Source organism: Massilia sp. (assembly GCF_032106685.1).
In the GTDB taxonomy this organism is placed as follows: Bacteria; Pseudomonadota; Gammaproteobacteria; order Burkholderiales; family Burkholderiaceae_D; genus Telluria.
The window spans coordinates 320269-334195 of record NZ_DAMCPG010000001.1 but is presented as its reverse complement, the minus strand read 5'-3'; the positions used below and the strand labels follow the sequence as shown (position 1 = coordinate 334195).

At 61.8% G+C, this 13927-nt stretch carries 14 protein-coding genes; 8 read left to right on the top strand and 6 right to left on the bottom strand.

The genetic code is table 11. The features are described from left to right. Window positions 1–310 precede the first annotated feature (310 nt). Both RT688_RS01505 and RT688_RS01500 read right to left on the bottom strand, forming a co-directional pair. Complete coding sequence (locus RT688_RS01505) at window positions 311–565, bottom strand: hypothetical protein (RefSeq protein WP_313703082.1); 255 nt, start codon at window positions 563–565, stop codon at window positions 311–313. Then, window positions 562–918, bottom strand: a complete 357-nt coding sequence (locus tag RT688_RS01500) for a hypothetical protein (RefSeq protein ID WP_313703081.1) — start codon at window positions 916–918, stop codon at window positions 562–564. The genes RT688_RS01505 and RT688_RS01500 overlap by 4 nt, the downstream gene beginning before the upstream one ends. A 778-nt stretch (window positions 919–1696) precedes the next feature. Here RT688_RS01500 and RT688_RS01495 point away from each other — a divergent pair. After that, entirely contained in the window at window positions 1697–4051 is a 2355-nt protein-coding gene (locus tag RT688_RS01495) for a Tex family protein (protein WP_313703080.1), read from the top strand. A gap of 372 nt (window positions 4052–4423) precedes the next feature. Here RT688_RS01495 and RT688_RS01490 read toward each other — a convergent pair whose 3' ends face one another. Then, entirely contained in the window at window positions 4424–4735 is a 312-nt protein-coding gene (locus tag RT688_RS01490; protein ID WP_313703079.1) for a hypothetical protein, read from the bottom strand. A 156-nt stretch (window positions 4736–4891) separates the two neighbouring features. On the opposite strand from RT688_RS01490, the gene grxD reads away from it, so the two are divergent. Together grxD and RT688_RS01480 are read left to right on the top strand one after the other, a co-directional pair. Continuing rightward, the gene (gene grxD / locus RT688_RS01485) at window positions 4892–5203 is read left to right on the top strand and encodes a Grx4 family monothiol glutaredoxin (protein WP_312548751.1); all 312 of its coding nucleotides are present in this window, start codon (window positions 4892–4894) and stop codon (window positions 5201–5203) included. Window positions 5204–5218: 15 nt separating this feature from the next. Next, entirely contained in the window at window positions 5219–5830 is a 612-nt protein-coding gene (locus RT688_RS01480; protein WP_313703078.1) for a UbiX family flavin prenyltransferase, read from the top strand. Here the strand turns inward: RT688_RS01480 and RT688_RS01475 are convergent, their stop codons facing one another. The 3 genes from RT688_RS01475 to RT688_RS01465 form a co-directional block, all read right to left on the bottom strand. Next, window positions 5831–6004 carry a hypothetical protein gene (locus RT688_RS01475; RefSeq protein ID WP_313703077.1) on the bottom strand — a complete coding sequence of 58 codons (174 nt, stop codon included), beginning with the start codon at window positions 6002–6004 and terminating at the stop codon, window positions 5831–5833. It lies immediately after the preceding gene. 118 nt (window positions 6005–6122) lie between these two features. Continuing rightward, complete coding sequence (locus RT688_RS01470; RefSeq protein WP_313703076.1) at window positions 6123–6341, bottom strand: hypothetical protein; 219 nt, start codon at window positions 6339–6341, stop codon at window positions 6123–6125. A 474-nt stretch (window positions 6342–6815) separates the two neighbouring features. Then, the gene (locus tag RT688_RS01465; protein WP_313703075.1) at window positions 6816–7868 is read right to left on the bottom strand and encodes an MBL fold metallo-hydrolase; all 1053 of its coding nucleotides are present in this window, start codon (window positions 7866–7868) and stop codon (window positions 6816–6818) included. Between the two features lie 128 nt (window positions 7869–7996). Between RT688_RS01465 and RT688_RS01460 the strand changes: the two genes are divergently transcribed. The 5 genes from RT688_RS01460 (at window position 7997) to RT688_RS01440 (ending at window position 13904) form a co-directional block, all read left to right on the top strand. Beyond that, window positions 7997–8419 (top strand): MerR family DNA-binding transcriptional regulator, encoded by a 423-nt coding sequence (locus RT688_RS01460; RefSeq protein ID WP_313703074.1) that lies wholly within the window; start codon window positions 7997–7999, stop codon window positions 8417–8419. A gap of 128 nt (window positions 8420–8547) precedes the next feature. Next, window positions 8548–9732: an isovaleryl-CoA dehydrogenase gene (locus tag RT688_RS01455; protein WP_313703073.1), complete on the top strand. Its 1185-nt coding sequence runs from the start codon at window positions 8548–8550 to the stop codon at window positions 9730–9732. Between the two features lie 298 nt (window positions 9733–10030). Further along, window positions 10031–11860, top strand: a complete 1830-nt coding sequence (gene aceK, locus RT688_RS01450) for a bifunctional isocitrate dehydrogenase kinase/phosphatase (RefSeq protein WP_313703072.1) — start codon at window positions 10031–10033, stop codon at window positions 11858–11860. Further along, complete coding sequence (locus tag RT688_RS01445) at window positions 11853–13052, top strand: acetyl-CoA C-acetyltransferase (RefSeq protein ID WP_313703071.1); 1200 nt, start codon at window positions 11853–11855, stop codon at window positions 13050–13052. The genes aceK and RT688_RS01445 overlap by 8 nt, the downstream gene beginning before the upstream one ends. A 183-nt stretch (window positions 13053–13235) precedes the next feature. Continuing rightward, complete coding sequence (locus tag RT688_RS01440) at window positions 13236–13904, top strand: SDR family oxidoreductase (protein WP_313703070.1); 669 nt, start codon at window positions 13236–13238, stop codon at window positions 13902–13904. Window positions 13905–13927 lie beyond the last annotated feature (23 nt).

Here is a 13927-nt window from a genome sequence, read left to right as displayed (position 1 = left end):
GTGTCTCAGCAAACATCCAGTAGGGCACCGACAGCAAAAACGCAAATCAGGACCAGAACAGCTGCATAAACCCGTGAAACCCAGAGAAGTAAAATTTACCGAAATTCAAACGACTTCCCTGAAGCAGGTTCTCGTTCAAGGCAATCACGATCACCTTATCAATTCCCTATTACTGTTCTTTGACTTGGCTAGTCTGAATTAAACAGGCATATCGCAGTTAGGACATTTCTTTGGCAATTTCCAGCCCCAAACAAACATCATTACCTCCAATGTCTGCTTCTTACGATAGAGTAGCGCAGCCCCGCAATTATTACATTTTAATCGCATCAACCCGATACCTGAGATCAGCAAGAGAGCGAGCAAAGGTATCAAGAAGAATTGCGAGATTTCCACCGCAAGTATTCCAATAAAATACATGAGTGATAATGCCGTAAGACAAGACCAATATTTTTGCTTGATTAAAATTTTCATCATTTTGGCAAGTTGAATTTTGCCACACTGCGGCGACTACCGTGTTCGACTTGGAGACCGAAGCATATCCGCCAGGCAAAATAATGCTATTCACTTCCGATGTCTCTTCCACTTGTGCGTCATGGCTAAAGCCATAAAAAGCGTTACCACAAGGGGAACTGCCACCGCAAATACAGCCACCGAGAAAACTACCGTTATAGCAAGAACCAGATGGCTCGCGCCACCCGGAGAAACCACCATATTCGAAATAGGCAGGGAGACCACGAATCCGAATAGCGCCGCAGGCAAAACCACTATAAACGCACAGGTAGACAGCAAAATTCTCCGCTTCGAAGTCAAATTACGAAACATAGAAATATGCAATAACCTTCTCATAAGAATAGCCAGCCAGATAAAAGCTGTAATTATTCCAACAGGAATTGCAGTGATCGCGTTCAGCTCAAACATAATGAATCGGCCTTAATGGCCACCACGACTCCATAGTGTCAGGTGGGCTTCATGTAACCCCGAGAATACTAACATTGTCCCAAGCCCTGCAAAGAGAAACGCAGGCACGACTGTGGCTTGAACTGCAGACATCCATGGGGACTTCCAAAAAGTAAATTTTACCCTAGCTCCAAAATCCTCCAAGCGGACAGTGGCCAGATAGGCGATACTTATATGGACGCTTTCCGTTTACATATACCACGTTCGCTCCATCGGCTCCCTCGACTGCGCGGAGGCGGAGTCGGCTCCTCTGGAGCAGCGACAGCCTGCAAGGGAATGAGCAACACTAAAACGATAGGAAGTATCTGGCGTGATATAGCTCGAATCATAGTAAGTGTGTTCAACCTATCTGGAATGAGGATGTCAACGAGCAGCGAAAAGCATATTTCTTATTGTATATGCCTCTGACAGTTGGATTCTATTCAATTGTCACTATGCAAAACGGCTACTCCTTTACAAAAAAGGGTCTTGGCGTACTCATTTCGCATAACGCAGGTGTTAATTGATGCACTATGAATTGTGGATAGCAATCAGCGAGCATGGAACGCGAATAACATCAGCTGGCAGGCTTATACTCAGCATTTTTTTGAAACGCTTACGCGCACTCATGCTGGAATTTATCGCCCACGGTGACATGAGCACATGTGCTGGCAGGCAGCTGTGGACGCGTTTTTGTCAAGACTGGTGTTCTTCGAAGGTTTGCGTATCATTGCCCGCCTGACTCACGGATTTTTGTCCCATGCTGCCCTCCATCGAACAACGCCTCGCCACTGAACTTGCCGCCAAGCCGGCCCAGGTTGCCGCCGCCATCGCCCTGCTCGACGAGGGCGCGACCGTCCCCTTCATCGCGCGCTACCGCAAGGAAGCCACCGGCGGCCTCGACGATACCCAGCTGCGCCTGCTGGAAGAACGCCTGCGCTACCTGCGCGAGCTGGAAGACCGGCGCGCGGCGATCATCGAATCGATCACCGAGCAGAACAAGATGACGCCGGAGCTGTTGCAGGCGATCGCACTGGCGGAAGACAAGACCCGCCTCGAAGACCTCTACCTTCCGTACAAACAGAAGCGCCGCACCAAGGCGCAGATCGCAGTCGAAGCGGGCCTGGCGCCGCTGGCCGACGCGCTGCTGGCCGACCCGTCACTGACTCCCGATGAAGTCGCCGCCCAATACCTGCGCGACGCGTTCACGAATGCCGACGGCGTGAACAACCCGGGCGTTCCCGACACCAAGGCGGCGCTGGACGGCGCGCGCCAGATCCTGATGGAGCGCTTCGCCGAAGACGCGACCCTGCTGCAGTCGCTGCGCGAATACGTGCAGGAACACGGCGTAGTCGAATCCAAGGTGGTCGAGGGCAAGCAGGACGAAGGCGAAAAATTCGCCGACTATTTCGATTACTCGGAGCCGCTGGCCACCGTGCCCTCGCACCGCGCGCTGGCCCTGATGCGCGGCCGCCGCGAAGGCATCCTCGACGTCACCCTGCGCCTCGACTCCGAGCCTGAGAAGCCGAAGTGGGACGCGCCGCACAACCCGTGCGAGTCGCGCATCGCGGCGCGCTTCGGCATCAAGGCGCAAGGCCGCCCGGCCGACAAGTGGCTGCTCGACACCGCGCGCTGGACCTGGCGCGTGAAGAGCTTCATGTACATCGAGACCGAACTGATGGGCGCGCTGCGCGAGAAGGCGGAGCTGGACGCGATCCAGGTCTTCGCGCGCAACCTGAAATCGCTGCTGCTGGCGGCGCCGGCCGGCCAGCGCGCGACCATGGGCCTGGACCCGGGCCTGCGCACCGGCGTCAAGGTCGCCGTGGTCGACGCCACCGGTAAAGTCGTCGATACCGCCACCGTCTACCCGCACCAGCCACGTAACGACTGGGACGGCGCGCTGCACGTGCTGGGCCAGCTCGCGGCGAGGCACAACGTCTCCCTGATCTCGATCGGCAACGGCACCGCCTCGCGCGAGACCGACAAGCTGGCCCAGGACCTGATCAAGCAACGCCCCGAGCTGAAGCTGACCAAGATCGTCGTCTCGGAAGCGGGCGCCTCGGTGTATTCGGCGTCGGAATTCGCCTCGCGCGAACTGCCGGAGCTGGACGTGTCGCTGCGCGGCGCGGTGTCGATCGCGCGCCGCCTGCAGGACCCGCTGGCGGAACTGGTGAAAATCGATCCGAAGTCGATCGGCGTCGGCCAGTACCAGCACGACGTGTCGCAGACCCAGCTCGCGCGCTCGCTCGATGCCGTGGTCGAGGACTGCGTGAACGCGGTCGGCGTGGACGTGAACACGGCGTCGGCGCCGCTGCTGGCGCGCGTCTCGGGCCTGTCGTCGAGTGTGGCGCAGAGCATCGTCAACTACCGCGACATGCAGGGCGCTTTCGCCTCGCGTGCGGCGTTGAAAAAGGTGCCGCGCCTGGGCGAGAAGACGTTTGAACAGGCGGCGGGTTTCTTGCGCGTGATCGGCGGCGCCAATCCGCTCGACGCTTCGGCGGTGCACCCGGAATCGTATCCGGTCGTGGAAAAAATCCTGGCCGACATCCAGCGCGAGATGAAGGCGGTGATCGGCGACGCTTCGCTGATCAAGACCCTGAATCCGGCGAAGTATGCCGATGAAAAATTTGGCGTGCCGACCGTGTCGGACATCCTGAAGGAACTGGAAAAGCCGGGGCGCGATCCGCGGCCGGAATTCACGACCGCCACCTTCAAGGAAGGCGTCGAGGAGATTTCCGACCTGCGTCCGGACATGATCCTGGAAGGCGTGGTCACCAACGTGGCGGCGTTCGGCGCGTTCGTGGACATCGGCGTGCACCAGGACGGCTTGGTCCACATCTCGGCGCTGTCGAATACCTTTGTGAAGGATCCGCACACGGTGGTGAAAGCCGGGCAGGTGGTGAAGGTGAAGGTGCTGGAAGTGGACGTGAAACGCAAGCGCATCGCGCTGACCATGCGTCTGTCGGACTCCGCGCCGGCCGCCGGTTCGAAACCGGAGCAGCGCGGCGACCGCCAGGATGCCAAGCGCCTCGGCCAGCACCAGCGCCAGGAGCGTTCGGCGCCGGCACCAGCCGGCGGTGCGATGGCGGCAGCCTTTGCCAAGCTGCGCAAGTAACAGGCAAGCAGGTTCGTGATCGCCTGCGCCGCCTCGAGACGCGGCGCGTGAACGAGCGGGCGGTGGCAGGGTATCGGGTGATACCGAAATACGGCCGGTATGTGGGGCGTGAAGATGCCGTCTGCCTTGGCAAGATGTTGTAGGTTGGGTTCTTGGACCCACCTGATTCATCGTTCGCGGCCTTGCGGCGCAATGTTCGACCCCTCAAGCGGTGTACCGCGTGGGTTCAACAACCCACCCTACATCCCTGGGGAAGGTGTTGTAGGGTGGGCACCTGTGCCCACGCGGATTCACCAGCCACGATCCTGCGGCGTTGTTTCGACCGATCAGGCGGCGTACCGCGTGGACACAGGTGTCCACCCTACCAAGGCATCAGTTAAAAAACGCCGCCAGTTCCGGCACGCGCTTGACCATGATGCCGAAGAAATACAGCGCCAGGCAGGCCAGGCCGATGGTGTTCATGCGCTTGCGCGTCAAAGCCGGGGCGCCGGTCTTCTTGATGTGCAGGGCGTCGCGCAGCAGGGTGGCGGCGTAGATCGTCAGGGCCAGGCCGGTGATGACGACGCCGGCGCCCTCGCCGCGCAGGCCAAGGACGAGGTCGAAGACGCCGATGAAGCCGAGCACCGCGGCCAGCACGAAATTGAAGCCTGCCGACGGGGCGGCATTGGGACGTTGTTGTTGCATGAGCAGGAAGCGACGGTTGAAATGTGGGCGATCATACCCGACCTGTCGTCCTGCCGGAACAGGCGGTGGCCCAAGGCGGCTGCGGGCCGTACCGGCGCCGCCGAATTCTTATAGAATGACGGCATCCAATCCATTTCTACCCCAAGGCAAAATCAAATGAGCGACGTACAAACCTGGATCAAAGACACCGTGACCAACACCCCGGTCGTGCTGTTCATGAAGGGCACTGCGCAGTTCCCGCAATGCGGCTTCTCGGGCCGCGCCATCCAGATCCTGAAAGCCTGCGGTGTCGACAACATCGCCACCGTCAACGTGCTGGAAGATCCGGAAGTGCGCCAGGGCATCAAGGACTTCTCGAACTGGCCGACCATTCCGCAGCTGTACGTGAACGGCGAGTTCATCGGCGGTTCGGACATCATGAACGAGATGTTCGAATCCGGTGAACTGCAGGCGATGTTCAAGAAGTAAATAAAGAAGTACATCATGACCCCAACGCGGCCGCGCCGCATCGTGGTCGCCATCACCGGTGCGACCGGCGCGATCTACGGCGTGCAGCTGCTGCGGCGGCTGGGCGCCGTGCCCGGCGTCGAGACCCACCTCGTGCTGTCCGACGCCGCCTCCCTTACCCTGCACCAGGAAGTCGGCATGCAGCGGCGCGACGTCGAGGCGCTCGCCCACGTCGTGCACAAGAACCGCGAAATCGGCGCCTCGATCGCCAGCGGTTCGTTCCAGACCGACGGCATGGTGATCGCTCCCTGTTCGATGAAGACCCTGGCCGCCGTGGCCCATGGCCTGGCGGACAACCTGGTCGCGCGCGCGGCCGACGTGATCCTGAAGGAACGCCGGCGCCTGGTCATGATGGTGCGCGAAACGCCGTTCAACCTGGCGCACCTGCGCAATATGACGGCCGTGACCGAGATGGGTGCGATTGTGTTTCCACCTTTGCCCAGCTTTTATCACCGGCCGGCGAGCATCGACGAGATGGTCGACCACACCCTGGACCGGGTGCTGGACTTGCTCGGCATCGAGAATCCCCAGGCCGCACGCTGGCCCGGCATGCGCGGCGCCGCGGAGGCGCTTGGCGCAGCGTCCTGATCAGCGTTTATTCGTATAAACGCTGTCGCCAGCTTTCTTCAACTCCCTGGCTTCCTCCAGCATCCTGCGCTGGGCGATGCGCTTGCGCATCACCTCGGCGTGACGTTCGGCGCTCATCGGCGGCGCCGTCATCAATTCCTTCAGCTGGGCGGTGTTCACGTAGTTGCTTTTCATAGGCGGCACGATCCTCGGCTGTGACGAGTTCGATTATGCGCCAGTCGCAGCGGTTTGTAACTGCCTTATTCGGAAGAAAATTTGTAAGCGGAAAAGCAGGCGTGGGGAAGGATTTGGCTTACTTCGGTGGGGATTGGTGGTTGATACGTACCAGCATGCGGATGAATTCGCGCGCCAGCTGGCGATGGTGTTCGTCCAGGCGCTGCAGGTCGGCGATCAGCTTGACGTCGGCCGACTCGAAGCGCGCGCCGCCGGCGCCTTCGCCGCTGTCGCCCGGGTTTTCCGGACCGCCGAAGCGCAGCCAGTCCGCGGGCACACCCAGCCATTGGGCAATCATTCGCAATTTTTCCTGCGTGGGAATGGCTTCGCCCACCAGCCATTTGCGGGCGGCGTGCACGGTGATCGGTCGTCCTTCGAAGCGAATGTTAAATTCGCGTGCCAGTCTGGTCGGGCTGTCCGGTGAGTAATGGGCGTTCTTCAGCGCCTGTTGGAGACGCTCGCTAAAGCTCTCCCGTTCATTCGTGGAATTCATGATGGCACTATTTCATGCTCGACCATAAATGTCAGTCTCTTGTCCTTACAGACCAGTTGTGACATTTTACGAATCGAAAAGTAACAAAGATGTGAGAATTGACGATACTCTGCTTTGTGACATCATGCCACAAAATTTCCACACAGAATCGTCTTATTCAACCTGCATATACATTGATGCAAATGTTTGTCGCGTGGGGGCCACGCGTGTCCGGCCGATTGCCGTCAAGTCGGGGCCGGGTGGGCTGGGGAAGCCCAAAAGAAATCCGGCTCTGGCCCGTCAGATCAGTTGGAAACGGATGATCCCGTCGACGCCAGTTACTCGCTTTAACATACCATCATTCCAAAGTTTGTGCAGGTGCGCGAGTGCTTCGCCGAGCGCGAAACTGAGTTGGTGGGCATCCAGTTGCCGGCGGAACATGATTGGCACGATGTCGACCGCGCTTTGCGGCTCCTGGCAAGCCTCGAGCACCTCGGCCAGGCGCGCCACGTGGTGCTGGCGCAACTGAGCGATACGGGTATGCAGGCCGCGGAAGGGCTTGCCGTGGGAAGGCAGCACCAGCACGTCCTCGGGCAGGCCGGCGAACTTGCCGAGCGAGTCGAGGTATTGCTGCAAGGGGTTGCCTTCCGGCTCGACGGCGAACACCGAGACGTTCGTCGAAATGCGCGGCAGCACCATGTCGCCCGAGACCAGCACGTTCAGCGCCTCCGAATACAGCGACGCATGCTCCGGCGAATGGCCGAAGCCGGTGATCACGCGCCAGCGGTGGTCGCCGATCGCGAACTGCTGGCCATCCTGGAGGCGGGTATAGGCGTCCGGCACGCTCGGCACCAGCGAGGGATAGTAATTGCGGCGGCTGCGCATCTGTTCCAGCATGCCCTGGTCGACCAGGCCGTGGCGCTCGAAGTGGGGGATCGCCGACGGACCGTCGACGCCGGGCAGGGCGGCCGCCATCATGCGCGCGAAACCGAATTCGCCGGCGGTGAGCCAGAACGGCGCATCGAAACGCTCGCACAGCCAGCCCGAGAGGCCGACGTGGTCCGGGTGGCAGTGGGTGGCGATCACGCGCAGGATCGGCTCGCTTGCCAGCGGTCCATCGAACACCTGTTCCCAGGCGGCGCGGGTCGTGTCGGTGGCCACGCCGCAGTCGATCACGGTCCAGCCGGCGCGGCCCTCGCGCTCGTCCTTCAGCGCCCACAGATTGATATGGTCGAGCGCGAACGGCAGCGGCATGCGCAGCCAGCCCAGGCCGGGTGCCACTTCCTTCACCGTTCCCGGCGCGGGCAGTTCGTCGGCGAAGGGATAGGTCAGCTGGGACTCGAGCGGATTCATGGTTCAAATCTTTCGTATTCGGAGATAAGCAGGCGCGCTACAATGTGCTTGACGTTGACGTAAACGGAAAACGTCGAAGATCAATTCTAAGCGATTGTCGCAAGCTGCACTTTCACCTCCGTTTTTTCATGGCCACCACCTACACCATCGCCGAACTGGCGCGCGAATTCGATATCACCGCGCGCGCGATCCGTTTCTATGAAGACCAGGGCCTGTTGAGCCCGAAACGCGAAGGCGTGGGCGGACGCAGCCGCGTCTACACCCCGCGCGACCGCACGCGCCTGAAGCTGACGCTGCGCGGCAAGCGCCTCGGCCTGACCCTGTCTGAAATCAAGAGCATCGTCGACATGTACGAGTCGCCCAGGGACACGGTGGCCCAGATCAACCGCTTCCTCGGCGTGCTGGCCCACCAGCGCGAAACCCTGGAACAGCAGCGGGCCGACATCGAGATGGCGCTAGAGGAAATTTCCGCCCATGAGGAGGAATGCCGCCGCCTGCTGGCGGAAAACGCCTCGCCCGACCCGGCGCCTGGCGCCAGCAAGGCCGCCTGACACGCACGAGTGCCTGATGGCGCTCATCCGCCCGCTACTTGACGTTTACGTTAACGTCACACGCGAGTATCATGCCGAGTGCTCAATCGCTAATGCTCCATCGCTAACCCGTTCACCGAGAGGACGACATGCTGCATCTTCCAGGCTTGACCTTTGACCATGGCGAAGACATCGCCGCGCTGCGCGAAGCAGTGCAACAATTTGCGGCGGCCGAGATCGCGCCGCGCGCGGCCGAGATCGACCGCACCGACCAGTTCCCGATGGACCTGTGGAAGAAGATGGGCGAACTCGGCCTGCTCGGCATCACCGTCAGCGAGGAATACGGCGGCGCCAACATGGGCTACCTGGCCCACATCGTGGCGATGGAAGAAATCTCGCGCGCCTCGGCCTCGGTCGGCCTGTCCTACGGCGCCCACTCGAACCTGTGCGTCAACCAGATCAAGCGCAACGGCAACGAAGAGCAGAAGCGCAAGTACCTGCCGAAGCTGATCTCGGGCGAGCACGTCGGCGCCCTGGCCATGTCCGAGCCGAACGCCGGTTCCGACGTGGTGAGCATGAAGCTGCGCGCCGACCTGAAGGGCGACCGCTACGTCCTGAACGGCACCAAGATGTGGATCACCAACGGCCCGGACGCCGACACCCTGGTGGTCTACGCGAAGACCGACATCGAGGCTGGTCCGCGCGGCATGACCGCCTTCCTGATCGAGAAGGGCTTCAAGGGCTTCTCGATCGCGCAAAAGCTCGACAAGCTGGGCATGCGCGGCTCGCACACCGGCGAACTGGTGTTCGAAGATTGCGAAGTGCCGCTCGAGAACGTGCTGGGCGGCGTGGGCAAAGGCGTCAACGTGCTGATGTCGGGCCTGGACTTCGAGCGCACCGTGCTGTCGGGCGGTCCGCTGGGCATCATGTCGGCCTGCATGGACGTCGTCGTTCCCTACATCCACGAACGCAAGCAGTTCGGCCAGGCAATCGGCGAATTCCAGCTCATGCAGGGGAAAATTGCCGACATGTACTCGACCATGATGGCTTGCCGCGCATACGTGTACGCGGTCGGCCAGGCCTGCGACCGCGCCGACAACGCGGCCGCCGTGCGCGCCCTGCGCAAGGACGCCGCCGGCGCCATCCTGTACAGCGCCGAAAAGGCGACCTGGATGGCCGGCGAAGCGATCCAGACCCTGGGCGGCAACGGCTACATCAACGAGTACCCGGTCGGCCGCCTGTGGCGCGATGCGAAGCTCTACGAGATCGGCGCGGGCACCAGCGAGATCCGCCGCATGCTGATCGGCCGCGAGCTGTTTGGCGAGACGGCGTAAGGATCGGTACGTAACCCGTAGGGTGGGCACCCTGTGCCCACGCGAACGGTCGCGTTGTGTTGGCCTTGTTTGGATGTTGTGATTTGAATTGGTACACGGTATCGAAATGAATGCCACGCGGTCCGAACACGGCCAACACCGTGCGACGTTCCGCGTGGGCACGGGGTGCCCACCCTACGGTCGCGGTCACGGACATCGGTTACGCAACAATGATTTTCGCGTCCCAATACTACGCCAACACCGCTACGTTGCAATGCAATAAAATGGCCGCTCAACGGACACCCGCGCGAGACGAACGATGACCGAAGTGACGTTCCCCAGACTGCTGTCTTCCCAGATCGCATTCGACATCGCGCGCACCATCCTCGACGGCTTCGACAAGCATTACCGCCTGTTCCGCGAAGCCAGCAAGAACGCCAAGCGCCATTTCGAGGCGGCCGACTGGGCCACCGCGCAGCAGGCCGCGCGCGAACGCATCGACTTCTACGACAAGCGCGTCCAGGAAGCCGTGCAGGTCCTGGAAGAACATTATGCGCGCGAGGAATTGACCGACCGCGTATGGCGCGAAACCAAGCTGCACTACATCGGCCTGCTCTCGGAACACAAGCGGCCGGAACTGGCCGAGACCTTCTTCAACTCGGTCAGCTGCCGCATTCTGCACCGCAGCTATTACCACAACGACTACATCTTCGTGCGCCCGGTGATCTCCACCGAGTACATCGAGAGCGAGGAACTGCTGCCGACCTACCGCGTCTACTACCCGGCGGCCGACGGCATGCGTTTCGCGCTGAACCGCATCGTCTCGAATTTCCAGCTCGCACGTCCCTTCGCCGCGCTCGACCGCGATACGCGCCTGGTCGAAGCGCGCATGGTCGAACAGTTCGGCCTCGACCAGCCCGAATCGAACCTGCAGTTCCACGTCCTGTCGAACCTGTTCTTCCGCAACAAGGGCGCCTACATCGTCGGCCGCGCCATCAACGGCGCGCGCGAGTACCCGTTCGTGATCCCGGTGCTGCACAACCGCCGCGGCCAGCTGGTGCTGGACACGGTGATCACCGACCCGGAACAGATCACCCTGCTGTTCTCGTTCACGCGCGCCTACTTCCTGGTCGACATGGAAGTGCCCTCGGCCACTGTGCAATTTTTACGCAGCCTGATGCCGCGTAAACCGCGCAGCGAGATCTACACCGTGCTCGGCCTGCAAAAGCAGGGCAAGACGCTGTTCTACCGCGATTACCTGCAGCACCTGAAGCACAGCTCCGACCAGTTCCAGATTTCGCCCGGCATCCGCGGCCTGGTGATGCTGGTGTTCGAGCTGCCGTCCTTTCCGTATGTGTTCAAGGTGATCAAGGATTTCTATCCGCCGCCGAAGGACACCACGCGCGACCGGATCAAGGAAAAATACCTGCTGGTCAAGCACCACGACCGCGTCGGGCGCATGGCCGACACGCTGGAATACTCGGACGTCGCCTTTCCCTTGTCCCGATTTTCGGAAGAGTTGCTGGCCGAGCTGCGCCAGCACTGCCCGTCGCAGGTCGAGATCGAGGGCGAGCGCATCATCGTCAAGCACCTGTACATCGAGCGCCGCATGGTGCCGCTGAATATCTTTCTCGCCAACGCCGAGCGCGCTGGCGATGCGGGCCTGCTGGAACACGGCGTGTTCGAATACGGCAATGCGATCCGCGACCTGGTCGCCGCGAACATTTTCCCGGGCGACATGCTTTATAAAAATTTCGGCGTCACCCGCCACGGCCGCGTCGTGTTCTACGACTACGACGAGATCGAATACCTCACCGACTGCCAGTTCCGCGATATTCCGCAAGCGCGCAACGAGGAAGACGAGATGGCGGCCGAGCCCTGGTACCCGATCGGCAAGCATGACGTGTTTCCGGAACAGTTCGGCCGTTTCCTGCTCGGGAACCCGAAGATCCGCCAGGTTTTCATGAAACACCACGCGGACCTGTTGACGCGTGCCTGGTGGCAGGCGCACAAGGACCGCATCATGGGAGGCGAAGTGGAAGACGTCTTCCCTTACCCGCAACACATCCGCTTCCACAACCAGACCACACCACCGGCGCCGCATCCGCATGCATCGCCACCCTATTTGGAGAACCTACACAATGAATGATCCAGTCGTTATCGTTGGCGCCGCCCGTACCCCGATGGGCGCGTTCCAGGGCGATTTTTCCTCGAAAACGGCGAGCGACCTCGGCGCGGTGGCCATCAAGGCGGCGGTCGAGCGCGCCGGCGTCGATCCGCAAACCGTCGAACACGTCTATTTCGGTAACTGCCTGATGGCGGGCCAGGGCCAGGCGCCTGCACGCCAGGCGCTGATCAAGGCCGGCCTGCCGCTGTCGACCGGCGCCGTGACCCTGTCGAAGATGTGCGGCTCGGCGATGCAGGCGGCGATCTTCGCCCACGACCAGCTGGTCGCGGGCAGCGCCGACATCGTCGTCGCCGGCGGCATGGAGTCGATGACCAATGCGCCCTACCTGATCCCGAAGGCGCGCGGCGGCTACCGCATCGGCCACGGCGTCATGTTCGACCACATGATGCTCGACGGCCTGGAAGACGCCTATTCGCGCAACGAAAAGACCGGTGAAGGCCGCTCGATGGGCACCTTCGCCGAGGAATGCGTGGCGACTTACCAGTTCACCCGCGAAGACCAGGACAACTTCGCCATCACATCCGTGAAGCGCGCCCAGGCCGCCAACAACGACGGCAGCTTTTCCTGGGAAATCGCCCCGGTGACGCTGGCCACCCGCACCGGCGAACTGGTCGTCGAAAAGGATGAAGGCCCGCTGAAGGCCAAGATCGACAAGATCCCGTCGCTCAAGCCCGCGTTCAAGAAGGAAGGCACCGTCACCGCCGCCTCGTCCTCGTCGATCAACGACGGCGCCGCCGCCCTGGTCATGATGCGCGAATCGAAGGCCAAGGAACTCGGCCTGACCCCGATCGCGCGCGTGATCGGCCACGCCACCCACGCCCAGGAACCGAACCTGTTCACCACCGCTCCGATCGGCGCGATGCGCAAGCTGTTCAAGAAGACCGGCTGGACCCCGAACGAGGTCGACCTGTTCGAGATCAACGAGGCGTTTGCCGCCGTGCCGATGGCCGCCATGCGCGACCTCGAGATCCCGCACGAGAAGGTCAACATCCACGGCGGCGCCTGCGCCCTGGGCCACCCGATCGGCGCCTCGGGCGCGCGCATCGTCGTCACCCTGCTGGGCGCGCTGAAGAAGACCGGCGGCAAGCGCGGCGTGGCCTCGCTGTGCATCGGCGGCGGCGAAGCAACCGCGATGGCGATCGAGATGGTGTGATGGTGCATACCGGGAGCCGGACCGTTCAGGTTTCCGGTTTCCGGTTACGATGTTTGTTTGGACACGTTGTACCGCGTGGGTTCAAGAACCCGCCCTATAAAAGCGGGTCTTCGTAGGGTGGGTTCTTGAACCCACGCGGTCGTACATATAAACACCCCAGACACCACACGGAGAGACACCACCATGCCCACCGCTTTGATCATCGGCGCCTCGCGCGGCATCGGCCACGAACTGGCGCGCCAATACCGCCAGGACGGCTGGCGCGTGATCGCCACCGCCCGCCAGCAGCAAGACCTCGACAACCTGGCCGCAATGGGCGCCGAGCCGCACGCGCTCGACGTCACGGATGCCGACGCCATCGCCGGTCTCGGCTGGAAGCTCGACGACGAGAAGATCGACACCGCCTGGCTGGTCGCCGGCGTCTACGGCCCGCGCCACGACGGCTTCCCGACCCAGCAGGACTTCGACGCCGTGATGCACACGAATGTCCTGGCCGCGATGCGCCTGCTGCCGATCGTCGCGCCGCTGGTGGCCGCCACCCGCGGCAAGCTGGGCGTGCTGTCCTCGCGCATGGGCTCGATCGGCGCGCGCAGCAGCGCCAGCGGCTCGCTCTACCGCGCCAGCAAGGCGGCCCTGAATTCGGTCCTCGCCGACACCGCGCTCACCTACGGCCCGCAAGGCGCGACCTGCATCGCCTTCCACCCCGGCTGGGTGCAGACCGACATGGGCGGCAGCGGCGCGGCGATCAGCGTCGAGCATAGCGTGCGCGACTTGCGCGCCACCCTGGCGCAAGCCAAGGTCGACGCCAACGGCAGCTTCCTGAACTACGACGGCGATCCGATCCCCTGGTAAGCCGCTACAACAACTACACACGA

What these genes read in the sequence shown, in the direction of transcription:
- RT688_RS01445 (WP_313703071.1), top strand. Translation starts at nt 11,853, where the DNA reads ATGAATGATCCAGTCGTTATCGTTGGCGCCGCCCGTACCCCGATGGGC.
- RT688_RS01470 (WP_313703076.1), bottom strand. Translation starts at nt 6,341, where the DNA reads ATGATTGCCCAATGGCTGGGTGTGCCCGCGGACTGGCTGCGCTTCGGC.
- RT688_RS01465 (WP_313703075.1), bottom strand. Translation starts at nt 7,868, where the DNA reads ATGAATCCGCTCGAGTCCCAGCTGACCTATCCCTTCGCCGACGAACTG.
- RT688_RS01480 (WP_313703078.1), top strand. Translation starts at nt 5,219, where the DNA reads ATGACCCCAACGCGGCCGCGCCGCATCGTGGTCGCCATCACCGGTGCG.
- RT688_RS01455 (WP_313703073.1), top strand. Translation starts at nt 8,548, where the DNA reads ATGCTGCATCTTCCAGGCTTGACCTTTGACCATGGCGAAGACATCGCC.
- aceK (WP_313703072.1), top strand. Translation starts at nt 10,031, where the DNA reads ATGACCGAAGTGACGTTCCCCAGACTGCTGTCTTCCCAGATCGCATTC.
- RT688_RS01460 (WP_313703074.1), top strand. Translation starts at nt 7,997, where the DNA reads ATGGCCACCACCTACACCATCGCCGAACTGGCGCGCGAATTCGATATC.
- RT688_RS01495 (WP_313703080.1), top strand. Translation starts at nt 1,697, where the DNA reads ATGCTGCCCTCCATCGAACAACGCCTCGCCACTGAACTTGCCGCCAAG.
- RT688_RS01500 (WP_313703081.1), bottom strand. Translation starts at nt 918, where the DNA reads ATGTTTGAGCTGAACGCGATCACTGCAATTCCTGTTGGAATAATTACA.
- grxD (WP_312548751.1), top strand. Translation starts at nt 4,892, where the DNA reads ATGAGCGACGTACAAACCTGGATCAAAGACACCGTGACCAACACCCCG.
- RT688_RS01490 (WP_313703079.1), bottom strand. Translation starts at nt 4,735, where the DNA reads ATGCAACAACAACGTCCCAATGCCGCCCCGTCGGCAGGCTTCAATTTC.
- RT688_RS01440 (WP_313703070.1), top strand. Translation starts at nt 13,236, where the DNA reads ATGCCCACCGCTTTGATCATCGGCGCCTCGCGCGGCATCGGCCACGAA.
- RT688_RS01475 (WP_313703077.1), bottom strand. Translation starts at nt 6,004, where the DNA reads ATGAAAAGCAACTACGTGAACACCGCCCAGCTGAAGGAATTGATGACG.